General features: G+C 43.3%; 13 protein-coding genes and 1 tRNA gene. 2 read left to right on the top strand and 12 right to left on the bottom strand.

The features are described 5' to 3' along the window. Nucleotides 1-7: 7 nt before the first annotated feature. The 4 genes from L4C44_RS12735 to L4C44_RS12720 are packed head-to-tail and all read right to left on the bottom strand — an operon-like array spanning nt 8 to nt 4623. Nucleotides 8-961, bottom strand: a complete 954-nt coding sequence (locus tag L4C44_RS12735; protein WP_019821072.1) for an ABC transporter ATP-binding protein — start codon at nt 959-961, stop codon at nt 8-10. Beyond that, nucleotides 961-1938 (bottom strand): ABC transporter permease, encoded by a 978-nt coding sequence (locus L4C44_RS12730; RefSeq protein WP_019821070.1) that lies wholly within the window; start codon nt 1936-1938, stop codon nt 961-963. The genes L4C44_RS12735 and L4C44_RS12730 overlap by 1 nt, the downstream gene beginning before the upstream one ends. Before the next feature lie 20 nt (nt 1939-1958). Next, nucleotides 1959-2933, bottom strand: coding sequence for an ABC transporter permease (locus L4C44_RS12725; RefSeq protein WP_017071753.1), 975 nt, complete (start codon nt 2931-2933; stop codon nt 1959-1961). 55 nt (nt 2934-2988) lie between these two features. Then, nucleotides 2989-4623, bottom strand: coding sequence for an ABC transporter substrate-binding protein (locus L4C44_RS12720; protein WP_017071752.1), 1635 nt, complete (start codon nt 4621-4623; stop codon nt 2989-2991). A gap of 499 nt (nt 4624-5122) precedes the next feature. Between L4C44_RS12720 and L4C44_RS12715 the strand changes: the two genes are divergently transcribed. Then, nucleotides 5123-5902: a type 2 periplasmic-binding domain-containing protein gene (locus L4C44_RS12715; protein ID WP_146492163.1), complete on the top strand. Its 780-nt coding sequence runs from the start codon at nt 5123-5125 to the stop codon at nt 5900-5902. A 117-nt stretch (nt 5903-6019) separates the two neighbouring features. Here the strand turns inward: L4C44_RS12715 and L4C44_RS12710 are convergent, their stop codons facing one another. The 6 genes from L4C44_RS12710 to L4C44_RS12685 all read right to left on the bottom strand — a co-directional run bounded on the left by L4C44_RS12710 (nt 6020) and on the right by L4C44_RS12685 (nt 13605). After that, nucleotides 6020-7273 (bottom strand): D-amino acid dehydrogenase, encoded by a 1254-nt coding sequence (locus L4C44_RS12710; RefSeq protein WP_428805168.1) that lies wholly within the window; start codon nt 7271-7273, stop codon nt 6020-6022. A 225-nt stretch (nt 7274-7498) separates the two neighbouring features. Next, on the bottom strand, nt 7499-8425 hold the full coding sequence (locus L4C44_RS12705; RefSeq protein ID WP_428805167.1) for a LysR family transcriptional regulator: 927 nt from the start codon (nt 8423-8425) through the stop codon (nt 7499-7501). 255 nt (nt 8426-8680) lie between these two features. After that, nucleotides 8681-9895, bottom strand: coding sequence for a sodium/glutamate symporter (gene gltS, locus L4C44_RS12700; RefSeq protein ID WP_146492166.1), 1215 nt, complete (start codon nt 9893-9895; stop codon nt 8681-8683). A 254-nt stretch (nt 9896-10149) separates the two neighbouring features. Continuing rightward, nucleotides 10150-10240 (bottom strand) — tRNA-Ser (locus tag L4C44_RS12695). A 180-nt stretch (nt 10241-10420) separates the two neighbouring features. Further along, nucleotides 10421-10870, bottom strand: coding sequence for an L-alanine exporter AlaE (locus L4C44_RS12690; RefSeq protein ID WP_048616306.1), 450 nt, complete (start codon nt 10868-10870; stop codon nt 10421-10423). A 248-nt stretch (nt 10871-11118) separates the two neighbouring features. Continuing rightward, nucleotides 11119-13605, bottom strand: a complete 2487-nt coding sequence (locus L4C44_RS12685) for a hybrid sensor histidine kinase/response regulator (protein ID WP_489686895.1) — start codon at nt 13603-13605, stop codon at nt 11119-11121. Nucleotides 13606-13743: 138 nt separating this feature from the next. Between L4C44_RS12685 and L4C44_RS12680 the strand changes: the two genes are divergently transcribed. Beyond that, nucleotides 13744-14313 carry a UPF0149 family protein gene (locus L4C44_RS12680; protein WP_017062064.1) on the top strand — a complete coding sequence of 190 codons (570 nt, stop codon included), beginning with the start codon at nt 13744-13746 and terminating at the stop codon, nt 14311-14313. 76 nt (nt 14314-14389) lie between these two features. On the opposite strand, the gene L4C44_RS12675 is transcribed toward L4C44_RS12680, so the two are convergent. Both L4C44_RS12675 and nadA read right to left on the bottom strand, forming a co-directional pair. Beyond that, the gene (locus L4C44_RS12675; protein WP_210442996.1) at nt 14390-15421 is read right to left on the bottom strand and encodes a potassium channel family protein; all 1032 of its coding nucleotides are present in this window, start codon (nt 15419-15421) and stop codon (nt 14390-14392) included. Between the two features lie 175 nt (nt 15422-15596). After that, nucleotides 15597-16658: a quinolinate synthase NadA gene (gene nadA / locus L4C44_RS12670; protein WP_017062067.1), complete on the bottom strand. Its 1062-nt coding sequence runs from the start codon at nt 16656-16658 to the stop codon at nt 15597-15599. Nucleotides 16659-16861: the final 203 nt, after the last annotated feature.

Here is a 16861-nt window from a genome sequence, read left to right as displayed (position 1 = left end):
CTTTCGCTCAAACTAGGTGACAAGATACGTGATGCCCGGTCGCAATAGCGCCCAAACGAGGCTCACTTTTAATGCACATTGAAATGCATTCGCCACATCGCTCTTGGAAGTTACATCCTTGAGGTGTATCCAAAAGGTTGACAGGATTCCCAGGGATCCCGTATAGACGTTCTTTTGGCCCATGAATAGTCGGAAATGAAGAGATAAGCCCTTTTGTATAAGGATGCTTAGGTTCACTAAATACCGTTTTCGCATCACCTAATTCGATAAGGTTACCCGCATACATCACGCCAATTCGATCAGCGATTTCGCCCATTAGGCTTAAGTCGTGACTAATAAACAGAATAGAGAATCCAAACTTACTCTTCAGCTCATACAGTTCATTCAAGATTTCACGTTCGACCACCACATCAAGTGCCGTTGTTGGCTCATCCATGATGATCAATTTAGGTTCCAGCGCCAAAGCAATCGCAATAACAACTCGCTGACGCATCCCTCCACTCAGTTGATGGGGAAAGCTCGACATTCTATCGCCATGAATCCCAACGGTTCCTAACAGCTCGACCGCACGATCGTGAGCCTGTTTATAAGGTATTTTTTTGTGCGCTAGAATAACGTCCGTTAGCTGCTCACCGATGGTAATAACGGGATTAAGTGAATTCATTGCGCTTTGAAAAACAATAGAAACGTCATTCCAACGGAAGTCACGTAACTGCTTGTTATTCATCTTTAAAACATCCTGCCCTTTGTAGAGTATTTCACCCTCAGAGATAAGCGCTGGTGCTTTATGTAAGCGTGATATAGCAAAAGCCAATGTACTTTTACCGCAACCAGATTCACCGGCAATACCGAGCGTTTCACCGGGCGCAATGGAAATACTAACGTCATTAACGGCTCTTGCTACGCCATTAGGAGAAACGTAATCAACACACAGGTTATTAATTTCTAATAGATTGCTCATTATAGGCCTCGGCGTTTATCTGCTTCTTTTTTAAGTTTGTGCCACAGTTTGATGTGTGGGCCCGTACGTAATTTAGGGTTGCTCACTTGGTCAATAGACATGTTAATCAATGCGAGTCCACCACCAGTAATCGCTAACGCTAGTGCAGGCACCAGCATTTCCCACCATGCACCGGTATATAACGATGAAGAGGTCTGTGCCCAATACAACATAGAGCCCCAACTCACCTCTGTTGCATCACCTAAACCTAAAATACCTAGACCAGCTTCGGAGCCCATTGCGTAGATAACCGTGCCTAGGAAGCCACCAAAAACAATCGAAACTAAGTTTGGTAAGATCTCGACTAAAATAATGCGGATTTTTGATTCCCCCATCACCTCTGCAGAAATGATGAACTCTTTGCTTCTAATTGCCATGGTCTGTGCACGAATCACCCTAGCCCCCCAAGGCCAGGAGGTTATTCCTAACAACACGGTAATAACCAGCGAACCGACCTGCCCTAAGAATGCGGCGAGAACAATCAGCAAGGGTAATTGTGGAAACACAAGAAATACGTTAGTAATGAAGTTCAAGCGTTCATCGACTTTTCCACCAAAGTAACCAGATGAAACCCCAACTAGCACTGCTATTGTCATGGCTATTACGCCCGCAGAGATCGCAACAGTAAGCGACTTTCTTGCTCCAAATAGAACCTGGCTATATACATCACGTCCGCTACGAGTCGTGCCCATAATATGCTCAGAGCTTGGTGCAACATGTGGACGTGCTACGCGCTTTTCTGGGTTATGAGTCGATAATACAGGTGCAAATAACGCCCCGGCTAAGACAATCGTAAGTAAAAAAGTACCTATAATGGCCGGGGGGTTACCGTAGAAAAATGCGTAAGCTTTACCGAGAGTTTTCTTTACGTTTTTCCACGACCATTTTGGCTCACGTACTGGCATATTCGGCTGGTTAGCGGTTTTTTGAGTGTCCATTAAATTATCCATCATGCGCCTCAATTCGAGATTCTAGGGTCAAGCCAGACATATAGGAGGTCGGCAATAAAGTTAGCGGTTAGTACCGCTGTCACCAAGATAAGAAGAATGGCTTGGATAAGTGGGTAATCACGAGCAACGATGCCTTTAAGAAGGATGTTCCCCAAGCCTTGGTAGTTAAAAACCACTTCGGTCATGATTGAACCTGCGAATGAGAATCCGATTGCCATTGCAATAGCGGTCGCAACAGGAAGGATGGCATTTCGACCAGCATAGCGAGACATAACACGATAACTACTCAAGCCTTTGGCCTCTGCCATCGTTACGTAATCCTCACCCAACACGTTGATCATCGCATTACGCATATTGAAGACCCATGTTGCGATACCAACCAAGACCATTGAGCCCATAGGCAACACAGCGTGTTTGGCCACACTAGAAATAAACTCCCATGTAAAACCTGGCTCTAACGATGGGTCATAGGTGTATGCCAAAGGCAATAGTTCAAGTTTTAAACCGAAGAAATAGAACAACAGTAACGCGGTCACGATGTACGGGAAATTACTAATAAATGCCAAAACTGGCGGAACAATTTGTCCAAATAGCCCTTCACGTCGATACGATGCATACGTACCAATACTGACACCAATGATGAGAGCGACAATCAACGAACCAAGCGCGAGAAACATAGTCCACGGCAGTGCCATAGCAAGGACATCTGAGACACTTACAGGAAACATAAGTACTGATGGCCCCAAATCCAGAGTAAATACGCTTTTCATATAAGCGAAGTACTGTTCGAAAACATTGCCATCAACAAAACCGTACATTTCTCGAACAGCATCCATTTGAGCAGGATCCATTCGACCTTGAGCTGCAGCGAAAAGAGCATCAACAGGATCACCTGGCATTAGGCGAGGCAACATGAAATTAAACGATATAGCGATTAAGAAAGCGGTAAAATAGAAGCCAAATCGGCGAATTAAAAACGACATAAAAATCTTTTAACCTAGGGGCTACAACCTAAGCTGTAGCCCTCTCAAAAATAACTTACTTAAGGTGTAGATTGTTGAGAATAATTACTCTCTTACCACCGTCGTACCATACTGGCTGTACGTATGGGTCTTTTTCACTTGGCCAACCAACAATATGTTTAGTACTGTATTGGAACCAAGTTGGGTTAGAAAATAGAGGGATAAAGGGAAGGTTTTCAGCGGTAAACTCCTGAAGTTCACTCAACACTTTCTCTTGCTGCTCTGCATCACCAATTTTGCCGAAGCTGTCGATCAATGCGTCGATTTCTGGTGAATTAACACCGTGACCAGCATGCCAAGTTTTTCCGATTCGAGACGTTGAGAAGTACTCTTGGTACGCCAAGATTGGATTTGTCGCTACCATTGACCAGTTAATTGACATGGTATATTTGCTTTCTTTCAAATTGCTGTCATATACCGCCCAATCCACGGTCTTAACGTTTGCTTTCACACCCACTTCTTCAAAGTATTCAGATACCATCTGAACCACTTGGATCCAGTCGGTCCAACCGTTTACAACCTCAATATCAAACTCAACCGTTTCCCCGTTTGCTTTGTCGCGGAATCCATCACCGTTTTTGTCAACTAAGCCCGCTTCATCAAGTAAAGCGTTTGCTCTTTCAACATCGTACTTAGTTAGATAGCCATATTTCTTAGATACATTTTTATCAATGTGCGTTTCGTATAGCTCACCGATGCCACCAGCATTGAAGTTTGCAGTCGGATAACCGTAGGCAGCAATATCAACGATGGTTTCACGATCAAGTGCCATAGAAAGTGCTTGTCGTACTCTTAGGTCATCAAATGGCGCTTCTTTGGTATTTACGTAAAGGTGGATCGCATCATTCGCTGGATACCAAAAATGGTTATTTTCTTTATCCATATCGACAAATGTTGACTCAACGTCAGCAATAAAATTTGAACCCCAATCAATCTCACCTTTGATTAAGGCAGGTTGGATCTGAGAGTTGTCATTGTAAGAACGGAAGTTGATGCAATCTAAATAAGGTCTATTTTCTAAATAGTAATTTGGGTTTCGGCACAGCTCCATCTGTTGCGGTTTAATGTATTTAACCGTCGTCATTGGGCCACTACCTACCGGGTTAAGGTTGGTAAACGTTGTCAGCTCTTCAACTTTCGACCAAATATGCTTTGGTACAATATGGTAGCGCTCTAAGTTCCAAGCAAATGTAGAATCCGCTTCCGTCAGCTCAAACACGACAGTTCGCGCGTCAATAGATTTGATTTCTTTTAAGTTACCTGAAGACCAAATACCTTTCTGGTCAAAAGCTGGTGCCTCTTTAGTCAACATAAAGCTAAAAACAACGTCGTCTGCAGTTAACTTTGAACCATCAGACCACTTCAAATTCTCTCGTAACTTAAGCGTCAATGTTTTCAGGTCAGTTGAATACTCAACCGACTCAGCCAGGCGATAATCAACATCACCTGTCATGTTGTTGAATACGACCAATGGCTCAAACATTACCCCATGCAGTAAGTCTTTAGTTGTATAAGGGTTAAAGTTTTCAACAAAGCCAGTATTGATAATTGGCACCGTTAGTGTACCACCCTGCTTAACTTCATCTGCTTGTACAGAGGCTCCGAATAAAGCTCCAATGGCGAGCGAAGCAATCAATGTCTTTTTGTGCATCACGTTGTCCTTTTAATGATAATAACCAGAAAGAAAGCGCTTTCTTTTAACTTTAAAAAAAGGGGGTGTTTTCGTATTCACTATCGGCTACTTGCATCAAGAAACCGCTTTCTTTAGGTGAATAATAAGCCGATAGAATGATTCTTCAACTTACATTTCGGTGAAACGAACCATAGATCACAAATTTAGAATAGATTGAGAATAGAAATACACAACAGTGCCATTCGTCACATTAATTGTTTACTAACACGAAAAATAAATTAAAAACAATAAGTTAAAATCCACCAATGGTACTCCATCGTCTTCCCTAATCATCGAATCTCTCACCCATCAATAAACTTATGTGCTTTCTTTAAAATAGCCTTTCCATCATGATTCCCAACATTCATAAACTGTATCTATATATGGTTCTCTCAAAAACAAAAGAAAGCGCTTTCTTGAGTGCCGAACCTATGTCAGCATACCAGTCATGAAATGTAAGTTACCCCTTAGGACAACTATGTTTAACTTTTGGAATGGCAATAAATCAGGTAAAAGACAGCACTATGAGTTGGAGCTAATTCATAGCTTGTTGAATTGGGATCCGAACGAACCTATTGTCGTTCACAGCGATAATACTGACTTTCCAAGGGCTGAGGATGAAGGAAATATATTCCGCAAGAATTATGATGTACTCGTCACGGTGGCGGGAAACCGTAAATTTGCGGATAAGCCTACAATCAAACTCAACTCTCCAATTTGTAAAGGCTTACTAGGGCACCGTATCCTAATAATTAGGGAACAAGATCAACCCACATTCCATAATATCAACAGCAATAAACTGAAATCACTTATCGCTGGAATTCCTGCCACATGGGCTGATGCTGAGCTGTTTAGAGCAAATGGATATCGAGTACTAGAGCAAGGAACGTTACCAGAGACTCTTAAACTTCTCTCAGATAAAAAATGTGATTATGTGTCACTCGGTGCCAATGAAGTAGAAAGCATCTACCAAGAACACACCAATTCTCTGAATGGGTTAGTCATAGAAAAAAGTATTGTGCTTTATTACCCTCTTCCACTGGTCTTCTATGTCCACCCAGACAAAGCACAACTAGCTCAATTACTGGATGACAAACTGCAAGAACACATGCTCAGCGGTAAGTTTGATTCACTATTTAACCAACATTTTGGGGACGTAGTGAGATCCATTGGATTAGAACATCGTAAAGCTATTAACCTGGTAAATAAGGAGCTACCGCCAGAGCTAAGGTCATTTAAGTCTCAATTCATCTCGTGATTATAAATAGAAGAAACTTAAAACCATGCACCTAGATTTACAACATTAGGAGCATCCTATTTATGCTCCTAATGTCGCTATCATCAAGCCATAGGCAAGATAGCTAACGGCTTGCTTTTACATATAGCGATGGATACTTAAGTCATCAGTTTTAATATCACTGGCTGAGCCACTGACCACGCTTGCCAAGATCTTTCCTGAGCCACATGCCATTGTCCAACCTAATGTTCCATGGCCTGTATTGGTAAATAGATTCTTGATAGGCGTCTCGCCGATTATAGGCGTACCATCTGGTGTCATTGGCCTTAACCCTGTCCAGTATTCTGCCTTAGAGAAATCCCCCGCCTGTGGGAAAAGATCTTTTATCACCATATCAATCGTGGCTTTGCGTTTTTCTGGAATCAGGTAATTGAAACCTGCAAGTTCTGCCGTCCCTGCAATGCGAATACGATCATCAAATCGCGTCATCGCTACCTTGTAGGTTTCATCCATAATAGTCGAGGTTGGTGACTTATCTGCATTCACGATCGGTAGTGTTAGTGAATAACCTTTAACTGGATAAACCGGGATCGACAAGTCGACTTGTCTCAACAGACCTCGAGAATAACTGCCTGATGCAACTACGTAAGCGTCCGCTTTGAATACACCTTGAGTCGTTGTAATACTCTCGATGTTTTGATTCTGATGATTCAAACTTACCACTTCAGTATCAAACACGAACCTAACACCAAGTTGCTTGGCCTTCTCAGTCAGCGCTAAACAGAACTGATGACAATCACCGGTTTCATCATGAGGTAAATATAAGCCGCCCACCAGTTTGTCTTTAACGTCCGCTAAACCCGACTCCACTGATAGACACTGTTCAACATCAAACAGCGAGTGTTTGATTCCACTCTCTGTTAATAGCTTCATATCCTGCTGAATCGCATCGAGTTGCTTCTCGCTTCGGAATACTTGCAAGGTGCCTTTCTGCCTGCCCTCATAAGCCAAATCTTCACTGGTTCTTAGATGAGTGAGACACTCTCGACTGAAGTTTGCCACTCTTAACATGCGTGACTTATTCACGGCGTACTTGGCTTCATTACAGTTGGCCAGCATCTTACTCGCCCAAGTAACTAATTCCGGAGAAAGTGACGGTTTCACTTTTAAAGGAGCGTGCTCTTGGGTAAGCCATTTCATTGCTTTCAACGGAATCCCAGGCGCCGCCCATGGTGAAGAATAGCCGTAAGAAATCTGCCCTGCATTCGCAAAGCTGGTTTCCTTGCCACTACTATCTTGACGATCAATAACCGTCACCGAGTGGCCCTCTTTCGCCAGATACCAAGCACTGGTCAAGCCAATAACACCGCTGCCAATCACAATTACTTCCATTCTCTTCCCCTAATGTCCGACAAGGCCAAAATCTGCCGAACACAGCTGTCAGTCTAAAACTCGTTTCGTTAATGATTTGTAACTTATTCCGCACGTGTTGACTTAACAATAGAGATGGTGTTGATAAAATGTCAATTCTAATTAAAAACTAATTCGGCAGTTTGAAACTGTGATATTGGCGGTATTTGGGAGCTTAGGAGGCCTCGCTAAATAAATCGATTAAGCCTAGATATTGTAAGCGTCATGACTCAAGAAAGTAGCATTTTCAAGTAAGAAATCTAACAAGGTTTCGGCCTGTAGCGTGAGAGCGCGACCTTTCAAAGATTGAACTTTCACCGTCGCCTTCGATAGCATCTCCAACTCGGTCGCAACCACTTCAATCTGTCCTGACTTGATCTCATCGATCACAGTGAGCTTAGGCATAAAAGTTACGCCTAATCCAGCTGAAACAAAGTTAGTCAGTGCGGTCACCGAATTGGTTTGAAGCTTTGGCTGCAAGGTAAGGTGGGAGATTTGTTCGGCCTGCTTTACGAGCCTCCCCATACCGGTCGAGTTATCGATCAAGGCGAGAGAAGCGTCTTGAATATCTTGCATGACCACAGGCGCTTCTTTCATCGTAAGAAAGTGCCCCTTCGGAGCAATCAATTCGAGCGGATGACTGCGTTCAACGTGGGAGTGTAGTTTAGGGTGAGGTGCAGACGCATAGGTGATCGCGAAATCGATTTGTTGATCTTCCAACATCTTGACTGCATCCAATGCACCAGCAATCTCAATAGAAAGGTTAATATCAGGGTATCGAGCCATGAAGGTTTGCATAGGCTTTGACACCAAGTTGGTAATAAATCCTTCACCGATGGCAATACTGACATTGCCGCCCTTGAGGTTTTTCAACTTAGTTAGACGAGCCAGTACCGCCGTTTCACTACGAACAATAGAACGGTAGTAATTCAACAGTTCGTTGCCCGCCTCAGTCAGCAGTGATTGACGATTGTTGCGTTCCCATACTTTGATTTCCGCTTGCGCTTCAAGCTGTGTCAACATTCTACTCATTGCCGCGGGGTCAACATTCATCATCTTAGATGCCTTACGTAACGACCCATATTTCGATAAAGCATTAAGGTATTCCAGCGCGCGGATATTAAAGTGGTGCATTCAACTTCCTTGTGATTTAACTAACACTTAATCAAGCGTCTCACAAATTGAGTAGCAACATGTATTCCAATTTATCAAGTTCGTAACTGAGCTTACTAACTTGTGCACCGAGTCACTTCAAGCCACTACATCAAAGGCTGATATAGGTGTTTTTTTAGCTTGCTGTAGATAAAACAAAGGCGACGACTTTCGTCATCGCCTTTATGGTCATGAATCAGGTGCTAGTCTCAAGCAGTTAACAACCCGTCACTTCACTTACAGACCAACAAAGAAACTAATCACTAGCGCGTTGATCAGATCGACAAAGAAACCACACACTAATGGCACCACGATAAATGCTTGTGGGCTTGCGCCATAGCGGTGAGTTACGGCTGTCATGTTAACAATTGCTGTCGCAGTCGAGCCTAAAGTGATACCACCGAAGCCTGAGCATATCACCACAGAGTCGTAGTTTCGTCCCATCAAGTAATAAACGACGAATATCGTAAACAGAAGTGAAAGCAAGATCTGGATACTCATGACCACAGAGATATAGCCAAACAACCCATCAAGATCCCAGATACGCAGTCCCATCAAGGCCATGGTCAAGAACATACCCAAACAGATGTCAGAGATCATCGCTAAGCCTTTGCGGCCTTGAGCGATTTTCTCTTGTGTACGACGCTTCTTAAACAGTGCGCGACCGACGTTTCCGATTAAGATACCTGCGATCAAACAGCTAACGAATAACGGCAGTTTCAACCCCATTGAGTCAATAACTTCACTTAAGCTATAACCCAACATAAGTGTCAGGTTTAGAATCAACCATGCCCACAGAACGCCATAGTGGCTTAGCTCTGTTTTTGTCTCACTCTCTTGGTATGCACCAACCGTCACCTCTTCTTCATTAGAAGGGCTCACTTTGTGTTTATTGAGTAGGTAGTTGGCAATCGGACCACCAATCACACACGCTGCAATCAAACCAACCGTGTTGGAAGCCACACCGAGCTCTAGCGCGTTAGCAATACCAAACTCTTCCACAAACATTGGCGCCCACGCTAGTGTCGTACCAACACCGCCAATTAGACTGATAGATCCTGACAACAAACCCGCTTTCGCGTCCATACCAAAACCCGACGCGACAGCCATGCCAACAACGTTTTGAAGGACAATAAAAGTCGAAGCGAGACAAAGCAGGATAAACAACGGCCGCCCGCCCTTAACTAAAGTCTTAATATCCGCTTGAAGTCCAATACCAGCAAAAAAGTAAAGCAGCAAAAAGTCTCTGACATCTAGACTAAAGGTGATTTGGATTTCAAAAATATAGTAAAGCGCTGCTACGGTCGCTGCGCAGACAAAGCCACCAATCACAGGCTCTGGCAGTGAATACTTTCTTAATACTTCAGATCGCTCAATCAAACCTTTACCGATAAACAGTAACGAAATCGCGATCGTAAAAGAGAGCATTGGAGAAACTAGGGTTTCTGTCATGGGACTATGGATTCCTAATAGTTAGATTATTCATAATATTGCGTACTATTAATAATCTAGATTCATGCCAAAAAATCAAGCGATTATCGATGATAAAAACACCTAATATGGTTGATTCTGCGACGGTATTAATAGAGGTAATAACTATAAAGAAATGATTAAAGGAACAGATACTAGGGAGATATACAGGTGAGGTGGAATATAGGGGCTCTAAAACGAGAAAACCCCAGCATTTCTGCTAGGGTTTTGAATAGTGGTGGAAGGATGGGGATTTGAACCCCAGATACGCTATAAACGTATACTCGCTTTCCAGGCGAGCGCCTTAAGCCACTCAGCCATCCTTCCACAAATTGTGTGTTGAGCATGTCACTCAACGAGGCGCTACTTTATTGATTCTGCTTGCTTTGGTCAAGGGGCATTCTCAAAAAAAGTGCCTTTTTCGGTTTGTTCGATTACAAATTAACTCATTAGATCAAAAACAAACCAAATTTCATTCTTTCACTACACTTACGCTTGTTGCTTTTCTTAAGCTTGTTGATAGTAGCCTGGAACTCGAAACCATTTACGACACATATCTAGGAAGTAGCCGTAAAGTACGCCCATACCGCACGAGATAACTGCATTACTGGTTACAGCCGTCACGATCTGGTCGCCTGAAGCACCTACTGCCAACAAAATACCTGCATACACAGGAGACTGGAATAACACGTATGCCATCAAATCAGACAAATTTTTCATCAATGAGCTTTGTGAAAGTTTAGCACCATTGCGCAAGAACCAATCACGAAAAACGCCATAAGGCCAAGCGATAGCAATGTTTACCGGAATAGATAACGTTCGAGAAGCAAGAGATTGCTCAAACGTCATACCAGAAATAAACACTTCTACAATCATGCCTGAAATAAAACAGAAAACGACCATAGCAAATGTATCCGCAGCTGCGTTTCGAATACAAAATGGACCACGAGACTTCATTGACGCCAAACCTAAAATATATCACTGCCTATTGAGTGAATTAGCAACATATAAACAGGGTGTATTTACACCCTACCAGATAATGTCGCTATTAAATCATAAGATTAGCAGTCATACATTCCAAATTAAAAATCAAGTTGTAAATTAACAACCAAAAACCTCTTCAAAAGCAGTAGCTTCCACCAAAAAATCAAACCAAGGTCAAATATTGGACGATTCGTCATTTACTTACCGTAATTAAACAACATTTAAGCCATCGGTAGATTTACAGTAATGATATTAATGACATCTTGTGTAGGTGGTGATCCTAAAGAAACCTGCTCTAACGCTTTATCGACTTGATAAGTAAGTTCAGCGTTGTTCATAGGTTCAACGTGGACACGTAGACTCTCTAGTGCAAATTGAATCAGTTCTAGGTTGTTGTCTTCTAGCGCCACATACAGCGTCACTAATAGCTCTTCAGTGTTATCTTTGTTGCGAAGATCAGGTTTAGGCAATGACTCGCTTGTACTTTTTGAATCGTGTTGTTTTACGTCTTGGCTTTCGAGCTCATCCGCTTTTACGTCATGGTATTGGTAAAGCTTATTTGAATAGCGGAACAAGGCATCATCCAGTTCACGCTCATCAATCGGCTTAGCGATAATATAATCCACACCCGCCCCCAGCATACGCTCGCGAGTCTCTTTAAAGACATCAGCCGTACAACCAAACACCAATACCGATGACACATCACCTATCAAAGCACGAATAGCAGTGGTTGATTCAACACCATCCATCACTGGCATATGGTTATCCATGAGTATCAAATCAAAGCGCTCAGCAACCGCGGCTTGTATCGCTAACTCACCATTCTCGACGCTCTTACAAATGAATCCTTTACTGCTCATGAAAGTTTCAATGATCACCGTGTTAGTTCGGTTGTCCTCAACAATCAATACTTTTAAGCCGGAGTAGTCCAGTTTCTTGTGTGGCAAGCTCTCTATTTCACCAGGCTGACATGGCTGAATCTTCAAGCGAACATCAAAGCTAGTGCCTATCCCCTCTTCACTGGTAACGGTGATACTGCCATCCATCAGTTGGGCAATTTTCTTCACAATCGCTAAGCCAAGACCAGTACCGCCAAAACGCCTTGTAGTGGAAGACTCCGCTTGTTCAAACGGTTTAAAAATACGCTTTTGAGCTTCTTTAGAGATACCAATTCCTGTATCACGAACTCGAATACTAAGATAGGTGTCACTCCCGTCTACGACTTCTTTAAGGTACACCTCAACAAAGCCTCTGGAGGTAAACTTCACTGCGTTGTTCAATAAATTAAACAAAATTTGGCGAAGGCGGGCTTTATCTGAGAAGTACCAACGACCAGAAGGCACCTCAGAGTACACTTTGAATTGAAGCCCTTTCTCGGAAGACAATGTGTAGTAAACACTGTTAATACTGCCGATGATCGAATCAAGCGGGAAACGTGTTTCATCAAGATCCAATCTACCCTGCTCGATCTTCGAGAAGTCTAATATCTCGTTGAGAAGGGTCATCATATGATCGCCGGACTCATACAAACTCTTGAGATGCTTCTCTTGTTCAGAATTTAGAGGTGTTTTTAATAAGATCTGAGCAGTACCCAACACCCCATTCATAGGGGTACGAATTTCATGTGACAGGGTCGCAAGGAAAGCGGTTTTAGCATTGGTAGATGCTTGTGCTTTCACTTTTTCAGCTTCGAGATACACCGTCTTCTCATTGAAGGTTTTAATCAGGTGGCCGATCTCATCGTGGCTTGAATAATCAACGTCAATCACTTCACCGGCCTTCGAACTGTTTACTTGAGTGGCAATGTTGGTGATTGGACTGATTAAGTAACGGTTAAGTAAGTAATAACCCGCCATCACACAGAGTAGTAACAAGGGTACAATACCGCCCTCAATACTCATTACCTGACGAAACACCTCGTCCGCTACCCGTGACTTGGAGTTCACCACATCCACTTGCCAACCGAAGTCACCAAATTGATTGCTACTGATGTAGATCCCTTCAACGAGATTGAAGTTATGGGACACCAACACTTGATTGAGTTTATCTCTGAGCATAATACCAAGATTGTACTCTTCGGCGTGGTTCTTGATGAAGCCAAGCAGCTCTTCAAGCGAGAGATCCACCGTCGCAACGCCGGAAAAAACGCCTGCATAGTAGTAAGGGGATGAAGCAGTGATCATCCGTACGTGCGTGTAGGGATCAATATACACGTCGCTCCAAGAGATCGTTCCTTGTTTTTTATTGGCTACAGAGGTGTACCAATACTCTTCTTGATACGGGGTATTTTTAGGATTGTTGTAAGAAAACAACTGGTCAATCTTGCCATCGTCTGCTTTATTGAAAAAATGACTATTAAGGAGCTTTTTAGAATCAAGCGCATAAGGCTCTGGCCAAATACCTGCGCTAACGATCGTATCATCGCTCGCTGCCAGCATTGACTTCAGTAGCAGAGTGACGTCATCACCGTTACGATGCGCTTGTGCAAATCCCACTAAACTATCAACAAAGCCTTGAGAGCTGCTGAGTGGCTCTGTAATCAATGCGGATAATAGTTGCGTACGTAAGTCGAGGTTTTGTTGTAATTTGGCGCGCACAGGGGATTCTACGACGTAATACGTCACACTACCGACAATGGCAATAAACATCGCAAGGTATAATCCAAGCGCTACCATGCTTTTTTTCTTTAAAGACGACCGTATCTGCATAATTCTTTTATTGTTTTCTTTTCTGTTAAACCTAGTGTTTATCATCCATGACATCAAGCCTTTTTATATTGAAGCTTGATTGGCACAAGTTCATTGGTACTATAAGCGCAAATATGTTCCCTTTTACGGTACCTCACTTTGACTTTACAAGATATTCTTGCGCTTCCAGAGTTGGAAGGAAAGCTAATCACAGAACACAAAACAATGGGTTTTGTCACTGCAATGGCAGCGGCACCGAATGTGTTAACCCCGCATGAGTGGCTACCGTTCTTATGGGGTGGCGAAGAAGTCGCGCCTTTTACGGATGGTGAACAGCTAGAAAGCTACATTGAAGTTATCATCGAACTTTGGAATAAAACTCGCCCAGAACTGATTGAAGGTACTTGGGTTTGGCCTGAAGCTTGTCAATTAGACGACGAAGAAGTGGTTAACACTGCCGCTCGTGATTTTTGTGAAGGCTTGCTTCAAGGCTGGCAGATTGCTCGTGATGATTGGGAAACGCTAATGCCTGAAGAGAGCGAAGACAACGCGCTTGTTGGTGGCGTATTACTTTCACTGAGTATGCTTTACGATCCAGAAACTTCAATTGCTACGCTTGCAGAGCAAGGCATCGAAGGCCTAGAGCAGTTCGAAGAGATCTTTAACGCTGTTCCTGTCATGCTTTGCGGTCTAACTCAACGTGGTATTGCACTGGCTGAAGCTCAATAACAGTGAGTTTTATACTGCCAAAAAGGCCTCATTATGAGGCCTTTTTTAGTTTTCAGACAAAGTGAAAATAGTGGCTTTAGAAGCCTTTCCAATCGAAGTCATCAATGCGCTCATCAGCAATATAAAACAGCTTAGTGCCACTACTTACCACTTGGTCTAATTCTGGGTTGAGTTCAATACCACTCCCCGTATCAATCGCGATCAGCGTTGCTTGATACTTCTCTTTAAACACAGAGAAAATAGGCGCAACGGTGACAGGCTCGGCGTCTTCAGGGAAATACGTTGAATACTGCGTCATGCCTCTTGTTGAGCTCAATAACTCTTGATGAAGCGCACTTGATCCTGGGTCTACCGCAGCCTTTGCTAACATCTCAGCACCCACCGCTGGAATACATTCTGAGTTAGGGCAATGCTTGTGCAATAAATCGCTCAGCGCTTCGTCTTTAAAGTAAACAAGAAGGTGTGCCTTAGGGTTTCGGTTGGCGCAGTAAAGCGCCGCAGACAAAGTAATATCGTCTTCTGGGTTATCAATCAAGATGCAACTAGCAGACTCAATGCCCGTTTTCTCCATCTCTTTGCCATCGGTGTAGCTGTTTACTTTTACGAAATTGATTTCACCAGGTAACGGGTTCTCGATATCTGAACGAGTGCATAACACGATTGGTCTCTTACCCGTCTCTTCGTGTTGTAGCATGCGGATGAGATGAATGGTTCTTTGCTCATTCCATCCAAGCATCAAAATGTGGTTGTCCACTCTAACTCTCCTTTTTCCTAGCAAGCCCGCTCGCCAATATTCAACACCTTCTGTTGCTACCTTACCAAGCAAAGCCGCGAAAAGACTCAGTCCACCCGGAATCACAAACAATATAACTATCCATTGTCCTGCCTCTGTCGTTGGTGATAAATCACCGTAACCCACCGTAGACGCAGTCACTACTAGGTAGTAAGCGAACGTGGTAAACGAGCTGGTTAGAGCTGTTTCACCCGCTAAATACAAACTCGACCACGACAGAAATACGTAGCCTAAGAAGGTGAACAGTAAGTTTTTTCCATTCAAAACAAAGATATTTGCTTTGACCCAACGTTTGAGTTGTAACCAGATTATCATTCGAGCCTCAAATCCTTTGTTCTTACTTACATGCTAGAAAAAATACGCGATATCAACAAGATGTATCATAAGAAAAAGATACATGACCACAAAATTGATATTAGCGGCCTATACTCAGGCACAAAAAAACCAGCACTATTGGCTGGTTTTTTTGTTGATTAGATAAAAGAACGACTTACGCGTTACCTTTTACCTGCACATTTAACTGCTCTGCGAAATCTAGCATGCGGTTCAAAGGGATAAGAGACTTTACACGTAGCTCGTCAGAAACGAAGATTTCGTGTTGCTCACCACCATTCTCAAGTGCGTTTTCAATCGCTTCAAGGCCGTTCATTGCCATCCAAGGACAGTGTGCACAGCTACGACACGTTGCACCAGCACCCGCTGTCGGCGCTTCAATCAGCTCTTTTTCAGGAACCAATTGCTGCATCTTGAAGAAGATACCTTTGTCTGTCGCCACAATCATCTGTGGATGAGGCAGCTCTTTTGCTTTCTTGATCAGCTGGCTTGTTGAGCCTACAGCATCAGCCAGCTCAACCACGCTTGCTGGTGATTCTGGGTGTACCAAAATAGCCGCTTCTGGGTATACCGATTTCATTTTTTTCAAAGCATCAGCTGAGAACTCATCATGAACGATACACTCACCTTGCCAAAGCAACATGTCAGCGCCGGTTTGATTTGCGATGTAAGAACCTAGGTGACGGTCTGGGCCCCAAATAATAGGTTTGCCTTCAGCGTCTAGGCTTTCAACGATTTCTAAAGCGATGCTCGACGTAACCACCCAGTCTGCACGAGCTTTGACAGCCGCTGAAGTGTTCGCGTATACAACCACGGTGTGGTCAGGGTGAGCATCACAAAATTCTGTAAATTTGTCAGCCGGACAACCAAGATCAAGCGAACATTCAGCTTCGAGTGTTGGCATTAGAATGCGTTTTTCAGGAGTAAGAATCTTTGCAGACTCACCCATGAAACGAACACCAGCGATGATCAAAGTGCTTGCTGAATGACGGTTACCGAATTTAGCCATTTCTAATGAATCGCCAACGAAACCGCCAGTTTCTTCTGCCAGAGCCTGAATTTCAGGATCGGTGTAGTAGTGTGCAATTAGAACTGCATCTTTTTCTTGAAGTAGTTTTTTGATGTTTGCGATGTGGGCCTGTTTCTGAGCATCGCTCAATGGAACTGGCTTAGGCGGAAACGGGTAAACTGTATCGATTTTATCTAGTATATGACTCATTGCTCTTGCTCTACGCAACTTCTTCCGAGAATTAGAGTATTCTACACAGGACAGCGATTGGGATCAAAAAGGATTGGTTGCAAGCGGTGGCTAGCTAATGCTTAAAACGCATAAACAAGGCGACGTGTTGGCACCACAAAGAAGATAAGTAAACATCAAACGGAAGTAATCAGGTATAAAAAAGAGGCGCCTAAGCACCCCTA

This window comes from Vibrio satsumensis (genome assembly GCF_050337435.1).
GTDB classification, from domain to species: domain Bacteria; phylum Pseudomonadota; class Gammaproteobacteria; order Enterobacterales; family Vibrionaceae; genus Vibrio; species Vibrio satsumensis.
Note: the sequence above shows the minus strand (reverse complement) of the source record. Positions and strands in the feature narration are given on the sequence as shown.

What these genes read in the sequence shown, in the direction of transcription:
- L4C44_RS12735 (WP_019821072.1), bottom strand. Translation starts at nt 961, where the DNA reads ATGAGCAATCTATTAGAAATTAATAACCTGTGTGTTGATTACGTTTCT.
- L4C44_RS12730 (WP_019821070.1), bottom strand. Translation starts at nt 1,938, where the DNA reads ATGGACACTCAAAAAACCGCTAACCAGCCGAATATGCCAGTACGTGAG.
- L4C44_RS12725 (WP_017071753.1), bottom strand. Translation starts at nt 2,933, where the DNA reads ATGTCGTTTTTAATTCGCCGATTTGGCTTCTATTTTACCGCTTTCTTA.
- L4C44_RS12720 (WP_017071752.1), bottom strand. Translation starts at nt 4,623, where the DNA reads ATGCACAAAAAGACATTGATTGCTTCGCTCGCCATTGGAGCTTTATTC.
- L4C44_RS12715 (WP_146492163.1), top strand. Translation starts at nt 5,123, where the DNA reads ATGTTTAACTTTTGGAATGGCAATAAATCAGGTAAAAGACAGCACTAT.
- L4C44_RS12710 (WP_428805168.1), bottom strand. Translation starts at nt 7,273, where the DNA reads ATGGAAGTAATTGTGATTGGCAGCGGTGTTATTGGCTTGACCAGTGCT.
- L4C44_RS12705 (WP_428805167.1), bottom strand. Translation starts at nt 8,425, where the DNA reads ATGCACCACTTTAATATCCGCGCGCTGGAATACCTTAATGCTTTATCG.
- gltS (WP_146492166.1), bottom strand. Translation starts at nt 9,895, where the DNA reads ATGACAGAAACCCTAGTTTCTCCAATGCTCTCTTTTACGATCGCGATT.
- L4C44_RS12690 (WP_048616306.1), bottom strand. Translation starts at nt 10,870, where the DNA reads ATGAAGTCTCGTGGTCCATTTTGTATTCGAAACGCAGCTGCGGATACA.
- L4C44_RS12685 (WP_489686895.1), bottom strand. Translation starts at nt 13,605, where the DNA reads ATGCAGATACGGTCGTCTTTAAAGAAAAAAAGCATGGTAGCGCTTGGA.
- L4C44_RS12675 (WP_210442996.1), bottom strand. Translation starts at nt 15,421, where the DNA reads ATGATAATCTGGTTACAACTCAAACGTTGGGTCAAAGCAAATATCTTT.
- nadA (WP_017062067.1), bottom strand. Translation starts at nt 16,658, where the DNA reads ATGAGTCATATACTAGATAAAATCGATACAGTTTACCCGTTTCCGCCT.